The organism is Rahnella sp. 2050 (genome assembly GCF_040544515.1).
GTDB lineage: Bacteria > Pseudomonadota > Gammaproteobacteria > Enterobacterales > Enterobacteriaceae > Rahnella > Rahnella aceris.
In genome coordinates this window covers 553,577-566,551 of the sequence record NZ_JBEPKE010000001.1, presented here as the reverse complement: position 1 = coordinate 566,551, position 12,975 = coordinate 553,577, and the positions used below count along the sequence as shown (strand labels likewise).

At 56.6% G+C, this 12,975-nt stretch carries 13 protein-coding genes; 4 read left to right on the top strand and 9 right to left on the bottom strand.

What is annotated here, in order from left to right:
* Nucleotides 1-58: 58 nt before the first annotated feature.
* From ABIC79_RS02420 to ABIC79_RS02385, 8 genes are read right to left on the bottom strand one after another with little or no spacing between them, the layout of a single operon-like run.
* Nucleotides 59-1,459: an FAD-binding oxidoreductase gene (locus ABIC79_RS02420; RefSeq protein WP_013575203.1), complete on the bottom strand. Its 1,401-nt coding sequence runs from the start codon at nt 1,457-1,459 to the stop codon at nt 59-61.
* A gap of 26 nt (nt 1,460-1,485) precedes the next feature.
* Nucleotides 1,486-2,301 carry an ABC transporter permease gene (locus ABIC79_RS02415; protein WP_013575204.1) on the bottom strand — a complete coding sequence of 272 codons (816 nt, stop codon included), beginning with the start codon at nt 2,299-2,301 and terminating at the stop codon, nt 1,486-1,488.
* A gap of 4 nt (nt 2,302-2,305) precedes the next feature.
* Complete coding sequence (locus ABIC79_RS02410; RefSeq protein ID WP_013575205.1) at nt 2,306-3,133, bottom strand: ABC transporter ATP-binding protein; 828 nt, start codon at nt 3,131-3,133, stop codon at nt 2,306-2,308.
* On the bottom strand, nt 3,130-4,113 hold the full coding sequence (locus tag ABIC79_RS02405) for an ABC transporter substrate-binding protein (protein WP_112151847.1): 984 nt from the start codon (nt 4,111-4,113) through the stop codon (nt 3,130-3,132). The genes ABIC79_RS02410 and ABIC79_RS02405 overlap by 4 nt, the downstream gene beginning before the upstream one ends.
* A 13-nt stretch (nt 4,114-4,126) precedes the next feature.
* Nucleotides 4,127-5,008, bottom strand: a complete 882-nt coding sequence (locus tag ABIC79_RS02400) for a creatininase family protein (RefSeq protein ID WP_112151848.1) — start codon at nt 5,006-5,008, stop codon at nt 4,127-4,129.
* 29 nt (nt 5,009-5,037) lie between these two features.
* On the bottom strand, nt 5,038-5,499 hold the full coding sequence (locus ABIC79_RS02395) for a RidA family protein (RefSeq protein ID WP_013575208.1): 462 nt from the start codon (nt 5,497-5,499) through the stop codon (nt 5,038-5,040).
* Complete coding sequence (locus ABIC79_RS02390) at nt 5,489-6,769, bottom strand: amidohydrolase family protein (RefSeq protein ID WP_354566516.1); 1,281 nt, start codon at nt 6,767-6,769, stop codon at nt 5,489-5,491. Before ABIC79_RS02390 ends, ABIC79_RS02395 begins: the two co-directional genes overlap by 11 nt.
* Before the next feature lie 20 nt (nt 6,770-6,789).
* Nucleotides 6,790-7,764, bottom strand: a complete 975-nt coding sequence (locus ABIC79_RS02385) for a PDR/VanB family oxidoreductase (protein ID WP_354566515.1) — start codon at nt 7,762-7,764, stop codon at nt 6,790-6,792.
* Between the two features lie 214 nt (nt 7,765-7,978).
* Between ABIC79_RS02385 and ABIC79_RS02380 the strand changes: the two genes are divergently transcribed.
* The 4 genes from ABIC79_RS02380 (at nt 7,979) to ABIC79_RS02365 (ending at nt 12,623) form a co-directional block, all read left to right on the top strand.
* The gene (locus ABIC79_RS02380; RefSeq protein WP_354566514.1) at nt 7,979-8,902 is read left to right on the top strand and encodes a LysR family transcriptional regulator; all 924 of its coding nucleotides are present in this window, start codon (nt 7,979-7,981) and stop codon (nt 8,900-8,902) included.
* A 261-nt stretch (nt 8,903-9,163) separates the two neighbouring features.
* A complete protein-coding gene (locus ABIC79_RS02375) occupies nt 9,164-10,153 on the top strand; it encodes an ABC transporter substrate-binding protein (RefSeq protein WP_119261492.1) in 990 nt (329 codons plus the stop codon).
* Nucleotides 10,154-10,164: 11 nt separating this feature from the next.
* A complete protein-coding gene (locus ABIC79_RS02370; protein WP_013575213.1) occupies nt 10,165-11,601 on the top strand; it encodes an amidohydrolase family protein in 1,437 nt (478 codons plus the stop codon).
* A 17-nt stretch (nt 11,602-11,618) separates the two neighbouring features.
* Nucleotides 11,619-12,623: an isopenicillin N synthase family dioxygenase gene (locus tag ABIC79_RS02365; RefSeq protein WP_112198360.1), complete on the top strand. Its 1,005-nt coding sequence runs from the start codon at nt 11,619-11,621 to the stop codon at nt 12,621-12,623.
* Between the two features lie 58 nt (nt 12,624-12,681).
* Here ABIC79_RS02365 and ABIC79_RS02360 read toward each other — a convergent pair whose 3' ends face one another.
* The gene (locus ABIC79_RS02360; protein ID WP_037034781.1) at nt 12,682-12,870 is read right to left on the bottom strand and encodes a YjfB family protein; all 189 of its coding nucleotides are present in this window, start codon (nt 12,868-12,870) and stop codon (nt 12,682-12,684) included.
* Nucleotides 12,871-12,975 lie beyond the last annotated feature (105 nt).

Below are 12,975 nucleotides of genomic sequence, written 5' to 3'. Positions count from 1 at the left end.
CTGAACTGATCGTTTGAAAGCCAAAAGCCCGCTTAAATTTTATTAAGCGGGCTTTTTTTCAGTCACGCAATAAAAGAGGATTGTTATCTAATTCCAGGGTGTCGCGTACCTCCCAGCCCCTGAGCTTGCCGGGGTTAAGTAACCCGTCGGGATCAAGACACTTTTTAACCGAAACGACGTCAGGTTTAATTTCTCCCTGTTTACCCTCTTCAATGCGATAAACATGCGGGTTATTTATTTTCACGTCATTATCACGGAAGATTTTCATTATTTCGTTCAGTCTTTCTTCGGTGGAATAACGCACAAGTTGTAAACCGCTGGCGGTGATATTGCCGTCATTGTCACGCAGGAACTCAATGTGCGAAATCACCTCGTCGCCGAACAAAGCCGCCATATCGATAATCTGCTGGCGATAATTCGTATAATTAAACGCCGTCTGTAAATAGGTCAGGGTGCTGTCAATTTTCAGCGCGTGCAGCGTGGTGTGGTTCCAGCAATATTCCATCAGCGACGCATTAGCCTCACGCGCCGCGTCGGCAGACTGACGCACTGCGCTGTGCCCGTGGTACTTTTCCAGCAGATGGGCGCAGAAACCTTCGCTTTCCTGCGCAATCACGCTGATCACCGCATGCTGGCTGGCCTGATAATGCCCGTTCAGATGACTGAAATAAGACGGGATCGGCGCGGCAAACAGCGCGAGCTGGCGTTTGACCAGCCCCGGTGAACGGGCAACGGCGTTGGCATAATCCAGTGCGTCGGTGAAGTCGTCGAACACGTCCAGCCGTTCAATCCACTGATGAACCGGTGCCAGCGCCAGTTCAACCTCAAGCACAATGCCGTTGCTGCCATACGCGTGATGCAGCAGCAATGCCTGCGGGGCGGGCACATGCAGAATGCGCGGTTCGGCTTCCATGGTCATGACTTTTACGCTGAGCACATTGCCCGGTGCGCCGAGCGGGCCGTAGTTGATCGAGCCGATACCGCCAAAGCCGCCGCCGTAAAGGCCACCCAGGCTGGCGAGCCGGTAAGTGGAGGGCATGCAGCGCAGTTCCCAGCCTGCCGGACGGGTCAGGGTTTCAATCTCCGCCAGCCGGATCCCCGCCTGTGCCCGCACCACACCGTTAGCCAGTTCGCAAACCTGATTAAACCCGGTCATGTCCACCAGAATTCCGCCTTCCAGCGGCACCAGTTGGCCGTAGTTGCCGGTCGCGCCGCCGCGCAAAATCAGCGGTAACTGGTGCTGAACGCAGGCTTTCACCAGCAAAATCAGCTCTTCTTCGCTGCGCGGCCTGACCACGGCATCGGCCTGTTTGTCTTCCAGTTGCCGCTTGAGCACCGGGCTGAACCAGTGAAAATCACGGGAAAGGCGTTTAACCTTCGGCGCCTGTAAAGTCCAGTCGAGATCAGGCAGCGCCTGCTGAATCAGGGCGAGCACCTGTTGACGTTGTTCGCTGTCCATATTCTTCCTGCCAAAAATGAATGAGGTTAATGAGATTGCACGGCTTCGCTTTCATGCCAGGCGCTCAGGGCGCGCCTCGAAATCCACGACATCACACCAAACAGCGCGATACCGGTGAGTGAAATTAACAGCAGGGCGGCAAACATCAGCGGGATGTCGAGCTGATAGCCCGCCTGCAATATCTGGTAGGCCAGACCGGTGTTATTGCCGCCGGTGCCCGCCACGAATTCAGCCACCACGGCACCAATCAGCGACAGGCCACTGGAAATGCGCAGCGCGCCGAAAAAATACGGCAGCGCAGAAGGGATGCGTAAGCGGATCAGGATTTGCAGACGGCTGGCGCGGCTGAGCTGGAAATAACTCAGCAGGCCGGGCGAGACACTGCGCAACCCCTGCGTGGTGTTAGAAATGATCGGGAACACCGCCATCAGCGTCGAACACACCACCAGCGACAACGTGGTGTCTTTGACCCAGATGATGATCAGCGGCGCGATAGCGACAATCGGCGTCACTTGTAAAAACACGATGTACGGGAACAACGCGGTTTCAACAAAGCGGTTCTGCACCAGCACGAAAGCCACGACCGAACCGATGACGATAGAGAGTAAAAACGAGATCAAAGTGATTTTCAGCGTAAACAGCAGTGACATGGTCAGCGTACCGAAGTTGGTCCACAGGCTTTCCAGCATCACTACCGGCGAAGGCACCAGAAACTGGGGGATTTTGAAATAACTCACCCAGCCCTGCCACAGTAAGACCACCACAATCGCGACCACAGCCGGATACAGCACCTTGCGAAAGGTTTGGTTATTGATCCACGGAGAGGATTTTTGAGTTTGCATAGCGTTACTCCATACCCGATTGGCTGGCTTGCAGCAGGCTGTCCTGCAACTGCTTCGCATAGCGTGAAAATGCCGGACTGACGCGGAAATCGTCGTTGCGCGGGAAGGGTTCGTTAATGGCGATATCTTCCACTACCCGCCCCGGACGGGCGGCCATCATGATCACCCGCTGCGACAGAAATACCGCTTCGTGAATCGAATGCGTGACGAACACCACCGTCAGCCCCTGTTCCCGCCACAGGCGCAGCAGATCGCTGTCGAGCTTGTTGCGGGTGATTTCATCCAGCGCACCAAAAGGTTCATCCATCAGCAGCAGTTTCGGACGCGTCACCAGCCCGCGGGCAATGGAGACGCGCATCTGCATGCCGCCTGACAGTTCGCGCGGCAGGACTTTGGCAAATTTCCCCAGCCCCACCAGTTCCAGTGCTTCACTGACGCGGGTATTGGCTTCGGCTCGCGGCACGCCCGCCAGATCCAGCGGCAAACGCACGTTGTTCTGCACGTTGCTCCACGGCATCAGCGTGGCTTCCTGAAACACGAATGACAGCGGCACCTGCGCTTTTTCACGGCTGTCGCGCCGCCACAGCACCAGTTTGCCGTCGCTGGGTTCCGTCAGCCCGGCGACCATTTTCAGCAGCGTACTTTTGCCACAGCCCGACGGGCCGAGCAGGGTGACGAATTCACCCTGATTGATGGTCAGATTGACCGGCAAAAGGGCGCGGGTGCCGTTGCTGTAAATTTTCTCCGCCGACAGCACTTCGATGGCAGGCACGGGCGGAGGATTGGCTGAGCGGACATCGCTCATCACGGTCAGTTTGGGGGCTGAATTCATGGCATAACCTTCGCGTCTTTGATCATGTCGAGGGTATAAGTCTGCTCAAACGGCACTTTATCCGCGTCGATCAGCTTGTTTTTCACCAGCATGTCCCAGGTCTTTTTCAGACGCGGTTCAGTGATGATGCCGATACCGCCGGTTTGTGCGTCGCCGCCGGTCACCAGCTCATACTTCTTCATCTGTGCGATGCCGAAGGCAATCTGGTCTGCCCCCATACGCGGGTTGGCCTGGGTGATAAGCTGGTTGCCCGCGGCCGGATCCTGCAAGTATTCCTTCCAGCCCTGCATCGAGGCCTTCACGAAAGCGGCCACCGCTGCCGGGCGTTTTTTAACAGTATCCGCCATGCAGATAATCGAGTTGCCATACGGCGGATAACCCCAGTCACTGAGCATGTAGACGTAGAACGGTTTGCCGCCTTTTTCGATCGAGAAAGGTTCGGAGGTGACATAACCCTGTTGCACCAGATTATTGTCTGCCAGGAACGGCTGCACGCTGAAGGTGTACGGGCGGATTTTGGCACTCCCCAGCCCCAGTTCACTTTTCGCCCACGGCCAGAAAGAGGTATATGCCTCGGTGGCCAGCAGGAAGGTTTTGTCTTTCAGTTCCTGACCTTTCTCCACTTTGTCGTGGCTGATAAACACCGTCGGCGAATGCTGGAATACCGTCGCGACTGTCACCGCATGCACGCCTGCCTGCCAGGTTTCCAGCGCCTGACCGTTGTCGCCGAGCGTACAGTCAGCCTGTCCGGCGGCCATCAGTTGCATCACGTTGACCTGCGGGCCGCCCATTTTGATGCTGACATCCAGACCGGCGGTTTTGTACAGCCCTTTGGCCTGCGCCTGGTAAAAACCGCCGTGCTCCGCCTGCGCGTACCAGTTGGTCAGGAAGGTAAATTTCTCTTCCGCCATGCTGGTGGCAGAAACCCCGGCCAGCAGCACGGCCAGCAGGCTGTAAGTGAAGGGACGCTGTGTTTTCATCTTGAGAATTCCTTTATTCAGAGGCCAGAGAAGACGAAGGAGGAGTGAAGCTGGTTTGCACAAAGCCGTTCCAGTGGTGTTTTCCCCAGGTTGGCTCGCTGCGGGCTTTCCATTGCATGTGATGGATTTCGGTGATCGCCTGCGCCCAGCTTGCCGCCAGCGAATCGAGGATCGCGTGGCCCTGTTCAGCGGTTGCGCCGGTCGGGTCGCCAATGACGCCGCTCGGGCCAAAATCATAGGAAGCCCAGGCAGCGGCAGGGCGGCCAGATGACAGCGTCGGGCACGGGAATTCCGGCGGATAATTGGCGACGGCATGTTCGATGTGAACACATTCCGGTGCCAGCGCCAGCATTACAGCGGTTTCGCTGTGACCGGCATGCATCGCCATTTTCTGCTCCTGCGCGCTCAGGAACTGATTTTCCACGTTGGGCACGCGGAACACGTCGTGAGGGATCATGATCATGTCGCCGTGACGCAGGCGCATTTCCCGCGAAGCCATTTGCAGCACCTGCGGTTGTCCGCCGTGACCGTTAATCATCAGCAGCTTGCGGAATCCGGCGCGATACAGGGATTCGGCAATTTCTAAAACCGTCTGCAACAGCGTGTCGCCGGTTAAGGTCAGCGTGCCGGGGAAATTTAAATGTTCGTCAGATTTGCCGTAGGTGATGGGCGGAATAGCGTAAGCCGGAATAGCTTCCGGCAGCCGCGCCAGCGCATGACCCGCCACGCCGGAGGAGATTACGCTGTCAACCGAACACGGCAGATGCGGCCCGTGCTGCTCAATTGCACCGGTCGGTAAGACGATCACGGTGTTGGCTTTGTCGGGCAGAGCGGCAATGGCCGTCCAGCTCAGAAAAGGGAGAAAACGCGCTGCGGGAATATAACCGTTAATCATGCTGTGCCTCGTGGTCGGACATTTTAGGGTTAGCGGGACTGGGGTAACCAGGCGGTGGCTTCCACCTCAATCAGCACCCCGGCATCTGGCAGCATTTCGCTGACCTGCACCACGGTGGAAACCGGCGGCTGCCCGGGATAAAAGAGTTTTCTGACCCGGCTGTAATACGGGAAGTGATCGAGATTGCGAAAATACTGCACCAGCTTGATCACATCGCTCATTTGCCCGCCCGCGTCTTCAATGGTGTGGCGGATGCTTTCGAGCACATACCAGCTTTGCGCCAGAACCGGCCCCTGTTTGGCGTCAGTGGAGAATTCGCCGGTTTCGCCCAGCAGCAGGCGTGCTTCGGCGGGGATATCCTGAAAACCGCGCACGATGGTCGCCGTCTGCGGGTTAACGGGAATAATGCCGGAGAGAAAAACGAAATCACCGGCACGACGCCACGCGGCATATTTGGCGAGCGGTTTTCCCGCTCCCGCTTCAAGACTCATGGGATAACTCCTGATTCCAGGTACGTTGGTGCGTCAGCCTGCCATGGTGAATAACCAGACGGGCCGCGCTGTGTAAAGGCCAGGTCAGGCTGTCGCTGCCCGGAAAGAGAACCAGCGTGGCGTCGCTGCCGGGCGCAAGCGGCAGGACGTTCTGAGCCTCACCGGTCAGCGCGCCGACATCGCAAATAAGCCGTGACTGCTGATCAAAAACGTTTTCAAGCTGAAGCGCGAACAGGGCGCAGCTCAGCGTATCCAGCGGGTCATAACTGCCCGCCGGACAAAAGGCGTCCTGTACGTTATCGCAGCCAAGCAGCATCGGAATACCCGCCGCCTGTGCTTCTTTCAGCAGGGTGATACCGCGCTGGCGCGGCGTGCGACTTGTGACGGCGTCCTGCAACAGCAGGTTGGTCATCGGCAGCGCAATCAGCGTGACGCGCTGCGCCGCCAGCACACTCAAAATCTCCTGCGCCTGTTGTTCACTGCCGGAAGCCAGCGCACAGCCGTGGCTGCAACAGATATGGCCGCTGAATGTGCTCTCCGACAGGTAATCCGCCAGCCAGCTCAGGCCGTGTGCCACCGGCGAAAGCTCCTCGTCGATATGCAAATCCAGATTCAGTTGCCAGCGTGCGGCGCTGTGCATCAGGTGGGTCATCGCCGCCGGATCCCAGTTTGAGGAGTGGATAAATCCGCCCAGCAGGCAGTCTTTTCCGTTTTGTGCCACCGCGCGGGCGATGCGGTCAGCCGCTTCGGCATCGGCGAAAAAGCTCAGCGGTGCCAGCGCCACCCGCTCCAGCGTGACACCCGGTTGCGCCATCCCGCTCAGCTCAAGCCAGGCCTGCGGTGGCTCCACGTCAAACCAGTCAATGTGAGTGCGCAAACGGGTCACGCCGTTCGCCGCTGCCCAGCTCAGTGCCTTGCCGGCACGCTGGCGAATGTCAGCCGCCGTCCAGTGCTGACGGTCCTGATGCAGGGTTTCAATGGCCGCCAGCAGACCGGGTTTTGACGGGCGGCTGCGGGCAAGGGTGAAGGTTTTATCGAGATGCGCATGGGGTTCAACCAGCCCCGGTAACGCCAGTGCGCCGTGTGCGTTCCACAAATCATCTTGTTCTGGCTGATAAGGCGTCATGGACGCAATTTTGCCTGCATCAAAACGCACATCTGCCGTCACCGGTTCGCCTGCCTGCAAAGGCCATCCGTCGGGCAGCAACCACGCGGGGAGGCGAACGTTAGCAATGCCATTAAGGGTTGCAGCGGGGGTGGGAATGTTCATCGTCAGGCTCCGCGTGGACATTACAGGTCGAGGACCAGAACGGGACTTTTGGATCGCGAACAGCACAGCGTTATCTGCGTGTTCTCCGCTTTCTCTTCTTCAGTCAGCACGCAGTCGCGGTGATCGGGAATACCGTCGATCACGTCAGTAATACAGGAGCCGCAAATACCCTGTTCGCACGACAGCATAATATCGACTCTGGCACTTAATAAAATTTCAGCAATCGTCTGGTGCGGGCCGACTAAATAACGTTGTCCGGTGGAGTTAAGCTGAATATGAAATGCCTGGCTGTCGGCTTCATTATTCAGATTCGCATTACTGAACCGTTCGAAAGATAATTGATTTTCCTGCCAGTGATGGGTCTGCATAATGTCTTTAAGCCGCTGAATAAATCCGTCCGGGCCGCAGGCCATTACCCGGGTATTCTCATCCGGCTGCAACAAACTCAGTGGCGTGTTATGGCGCAGGGAATCGTTTGCACTGCTGTCATGAAAAAAGACGTGTTTCGCTAAGGCAGGCGCGGTTAAACGCGGCAGATACGCAATGTGCTCCCTGTCTGAAACAGAGTAATGCAGTTCAAATTCAATCTGTTGCTCAGCCAGGTGTTCCGCCATCGCCAGCAACGGCGTGATGCCGATCCCCCCGGCAAACAGTAAATATCGCCCGGCCTGTGGCAGCGGAAAATGATTGCGCGGTGCCGAGATCATCAGGTTATCGCCGGGGCGGAAATGATGATGAATGAAGTGCGAGCCGCCGGTGGAGTTTTCCGCCAGTTTGACGCAAATTTCATAATATTCACCGCTGCTGTTTTCACTGCACAAAGAATACTGGCGCGGGCCGAGTTCGGGAATAAAAACGTCAATGTGTGCTCCCGGTAAATAAGCCGGTAATAAACTTCCTTGCTGCGCAACAAGCTGCAGGGAAATATTCCCGACACCGTTGATATTGGCGGTTTTAATTGTGACAGGGATTAATCCGGCATCTTTCATCGTCATTTACCGTATTGACTCTGGTGAAACATTCATAAAAAGGGGAGTCGGTCCGTTTGCCGCATAACCCGCTGTCTTAACGCGCATTACTGCGCGGAGCCGGCCTGATGAGCGGTGAAACGATTGTTCCCGTTGCAATGAAAGCTACGTTATTGTTATAAAACTGTTGCGTCCAGCGCTTTGATTCGCACATCCCGTTGCATAAAAGAGAGCACTCATTATGTTCGCATTCTCCCGGTTTCTGCTGTACTTCACTGAGGTCGCCCGCCAGGGATCGTTCCGTAAGGCCTCGGAAACCCTGCACGTTGCCGCATCGTCAATTGACCGGCAGATATTGCGGGTTGAAAAAGAATTAGCCATGCCGCTGTTTGAGCGACATCCCACCGGGCTGCGGCTGACGGCGGCGGGCGAGCTGTTACTGCATGCTGCCAATAACTGGAAAAAGGATTTCTCGCGTGTCTGCGAACAGCTCGACGATCTGCGCGGGTTACGGCGCGGACACGTGCGCATTGCCACCATCGATGCCATCAACCGGCAGTTTTTCTCGTCGATGCTCAAAAAGGTGCATCTCGAGTATCCGAACATTTCATTCACCCTGACCACCATGAACAACGTGGACATCCAGCAGGCGCTGATGTCGGGCGATGCTGATTTCGGACTGATGCTGAATCCGCAAAGCTCCCGCGAGTTGCAGGTGCGGGCTTTTGCCGAAATCGATTTGGGTGTTGTTGTGCCGAAAGGGCATCCGCTCGGGGGCAGAAGCGGCGTGCGTTTTAATCAGTGCATGGAATATCCGTTTATCCTGCCCGCCGCGCCGCTGATGCTGGCCGAGCCGGTGCAGGCGCTGATGAATATCAACGGCGACATGATTCATGAGGTCGCGGTATCGAATAACATCCACATGATCCGCTCGCTGATTAAGGAGAGAATGGGCATCGGTATTCTGTGCTGGCTCGATATCATGGATGAGGTGAAAAGCGACGAACTGCAGTTTATTCCGCTGACCGATCCGCAGTTAAAAACCTTCACGCTCTCCCTGTGCGTCGCCCCTTCACGACAACTTTCTCTGGCCGCTTCGATGATGCTCAAACAACTGGAGATGTTATTCAGCCAGATCCAGACGCCGGGGCGCGACCGGCGCTGATTTGCACTGATTTGGTGCCTGGCGCTCTGTGATGAATCAAAGGTTGCAGGGCGTGAGACGTAATTATCCCGACAAGGCGCAGGGAAAGCGCGTCTGCGAAGTTGGCATCGTTTTTGTATAGTTAAACGTGAGTAGAAGCGGTCAGTGCAGGCAACTGCGCGGGACATTGCTCAGCAACCATTTCGCGGTTCATTTTGAGCCGGTCAGGGGGCTGAGCCGCGTTTGCTTATCCTCCCTCCGGCGATGATTAGGAGAGGAGCAATGAAGTCAATTTCCCGCATTCCCCTGTCTTGCTGCGTGCTGAGCACGCTGATTGCTGGTGCTTTCTCACTGTCGGCGCAGGCCGATGAGAAAATCGCGCTGCTGACTTCCTGGTACGCGCAGGCTGAACAGGGCGGCTATTATCAGGCGCTGGCGACGGGCATTTACAAACGTTACGGGCTGGATGTCAGTATTCAGTCCGGCGGCCCGCAGATCAACGGCATGCAGTTACTGTTGTCAAAACGCGCGGATGTGATCATCGGTTATGACCTCCAGTTGCTCGAATCCGTGCAGCGTGGTTTTCAGGCCAAAGCTATCGCCGCTCCTTTCCAGTTCGACCCGCAGGGTTTACTGACGCATGCGTCCGTAACGTCGCTCGACGGCCTGAAAGACAAAACCATTCTGGTGTCCAGCTCCGGGCAATCGACCTGGTGGCCGTGGCTTAAGGCGCGTTATCAGCTCAGTGATTCTCAGGTTCGTCCGTATACCTTCAACATTCAGCCTTTTGTCGCCGACGGGAACGTGGCGCAACAGGCGTATGTCAGCTCTGAAGTGTTTCAGGCGCAGAAGGCTGGCGTGAAATCCAATTTCTTCCTGTTCTCGGAGCACGGCTATCCGCCTTACGGTGGCATTTTGATCACCCGCCCGGAACTTATCAGCAGCCGTAAAGACGCGATGGCGAAGTTCGTACAGGCGTCGATGGAAGGCTGGGTGAGTTATCTGCAAAATCCCGCGCCGGGTAATGCGCTGATCAAAAAGGATAACCCGAAGATGACCGACGACCTGCTGGCCTGGGGTGTTGAGCAAATCAAAGCGCACCACCTGATTGATGGCGGCGACGCAGCGACGCAGGGCTGGGGCACCATGACCGAAGCCCGCTGGCAGAAAACCCGTGATTTCATGGTGAACGCCAAACTGCTAAACGCGGATACCGACTGGAAGCAGGCGTATACCACCGAATTTGTTGAGCACATGCAGGTTAAACCCTGAGGAGTGTTGCCATGTCATCTGACTCTTTACTGATTAAAAATGCGCACGCCATCCTCACCGGTCTGCCGGGAGAAGCCGCGCGTCACGCCGGGCCGGATATCCGTGTGCGTAATGGCGTCATCGAGGCGATCGGCCCCCTGACGGCGTTGCCCGGCGAGCGCCTGATTGATGCCCGCGATTGTGTGGTCTATCCGGCCTGGGTCAATACGCATCATCATCTGTTTCAGTCATTGCTCAAAGGCGAACCGCAGGGATTGAACAAAAGTCTCACTGCATGGCTAAGCGCGACGCCTTACCGCTTTCGCGCCACGTTTGATGAATCCACCTTTCGCCTCGCGGTGCGTATCGGCCTGACCGAACTGCTGCGTTCCGGCTGCGCCACCGTGGCGGATCACAATTATCTTTACTGGCCGGATATGCCGTTCGATACCTCGGAAATCCTGTTCAGTGAAGGGGAGGCGCTGGGCATGCGCATTGTGTTGTGCCGGGGCGGCGCAACGCAGGGGCGGGCGATTGAGCAGGATTTACCGCAGGCGCTGCGACCGGAAAATTTCGACCACTATATGGCGGACATGGAACGGCTGGTTGGCCGCTATCACGATCCAAAACCGGCGTCTCTGCGTCGTGTGGTGATGGCACCGACGACGCTGCTGCATTCGGCGCCCGGTGCGCAGTTGCGTGAAATGGCGAAACTGGCGCGCAGTTTAGGTATCCGGCTGCACAGCCATTTGTCAGAAACCGTGGATTATCTCGATGCGGCGCGCGCTAAATTCGACATGACGCCGGTGCAGTTTTGTGCGGAACACGACTGGCTGGGGGACGACGTGTGGTTTGCGCATCTGGTTAAGTTACTGCCGCAGGAGATTGCGATGCTGGGGCAAACCCGTACCGGTATCGCGCACTGCCCGCAAAGTAACGGGCGTCTGGGCAGCGGCATCGCTGATTTGCTGGCGCTGGAACAGGCTGGCGTACCGGTTTCGCTGGGTGTTGACGGCGCGGCATCCAACGAAGCCGCGGATATGCAAAGTGAAGCGCATGCCGCCTGGCTGTTGCAGCGCGCCCGAAAAGGCATGCTGGCGAAGCCGCGCTATGACGGCGGCACCTTTGAGGGCGGCGGCGATGCGGCATCCATCGAAGACGTGGTGCGCTGGGGCAGCGCGGGCGGGGCGCAGATCCTCGGCCTGCAACAGAGTGGCACCGTGCAGGTGGGCATGCTGGCGGATATCGCCATTTACCGGCTGGACGACCCGCGTTACTTCGGTTTGCACGACATGGCAATCGGCCCGGTGGCCTGCGGCGGCCGCGCCTCACTGAAGGCGCTGATGGTCAATGGCCGCGTCATCGTCGAAAACGACGTCATTCCCGGTCTCGATCTGGACGCCATGCGCCATGAGGCAATGTCTGCCGTTCGTACCCTGCAACAGCGCGCTGCGGGCCAACCTAATTGATTCTGAAGGATAAAAAAATGACACAATCCACTCACACATCATCAGCTCAAACACAAGGCTATGCATTACAGGAACTGGAGAAAGAAGCGGGAATGGGCGCGATGGGCGAAGAGACATTTACCCGCGAAGTGCGTTGCATCGATCTTTCAGATTTCGAAAACCGTAAAAGTGAGATCGCCGACGAACTCTGGCGTGCAGCGGTGGAAATCGGCTTCTTTCAGGTGAGCAATCACGGCATTGCGCTGGCCGATATCCGTCAGGCATTCAGCATGACAGAAGATTTCTTCTCGCTGCCCGACGAAGTCAAAGCGCAGTATCCGCTGGCGCGTAACGCCGGTTGGGAAAATAAGTCTCAGGTACGTCCGTCGACCCGAACGCCGGATCAGAAAGAGTCCTACCAGATCACCCGTCCGCTGATGGAGTCGCTGTGGCCGGGCGAACAGGAACTGCCAGCCTTTAAAGACACCATGCTGAGTTTTGAATCGCAATGCTGGCAACTGGGCATGAAATTGCTTTCCTGTTTTGCGCTCAGACTGGGTTTCCCCGAACACTTTTTCGAGCAGGCACACAATCCTGATCAGCAAACCTATCAGAGTACGCTGCGCATGTTGCACTACTATGCCACTGAACAATCGGAACAAGGGATGTGGCGTGCCGGTGCGCACACGGATTTTGACTGTCTGACGCTGCTGTTCCAGCGTCCCGGTCAGGGCGGCTTGCAGGTTTGTCCGGGCAAGGATCGCGAAAGCCAGCAGTGGACCAGTATCGAACCGCGCGAAGACGTGATCACCTGTAATATCGGCGACATGCTGATGCGCTGGAGCGACGATCAGTTGCCCTCCAATTTCCATCGGGTGAGAAGTCCGCTGCCCGGCGAATATCAGGGCGCGCGCTATAGCCTGGCGTTTTTCTGTCAGGCTAACAAAGACGTCGAAATTCTGGGGCCGCAGGCGAAGTATCCGGCCATCAGCGCGGAAGCTTATCTGCAACAGCGTATTCAGGCGAATTTCGCTAAAGGGTAAGCGGTCATAAAAAACAAAAAGCCCGCTGAGTTTACTCACGCGGGCTTTTTTGTCTCTGTCAGGCGGTGGTATTGATATTGCGACCGATTGCCGGATTAGCAGGTAACGCGGGGATCGAGTCAATCATGCTGGTCACTGCCGTCTGCTGACTATCCAGCGACTTTTTCAGCAGGATATTGTTGACCTGAGTGCTGGTATCCAGACTATTAAGGCCGGTCGCCAGCGATGCAATTTGCGAAACATCCATTTTGTTCTCCTGTTCGGTACAACATAAAAGGAACTGATGCGGGCGTGAAACTGAAAGGTTATCGGCAGTTTCCGTAATAACTGTAGCGATAAATACAGCAGACCT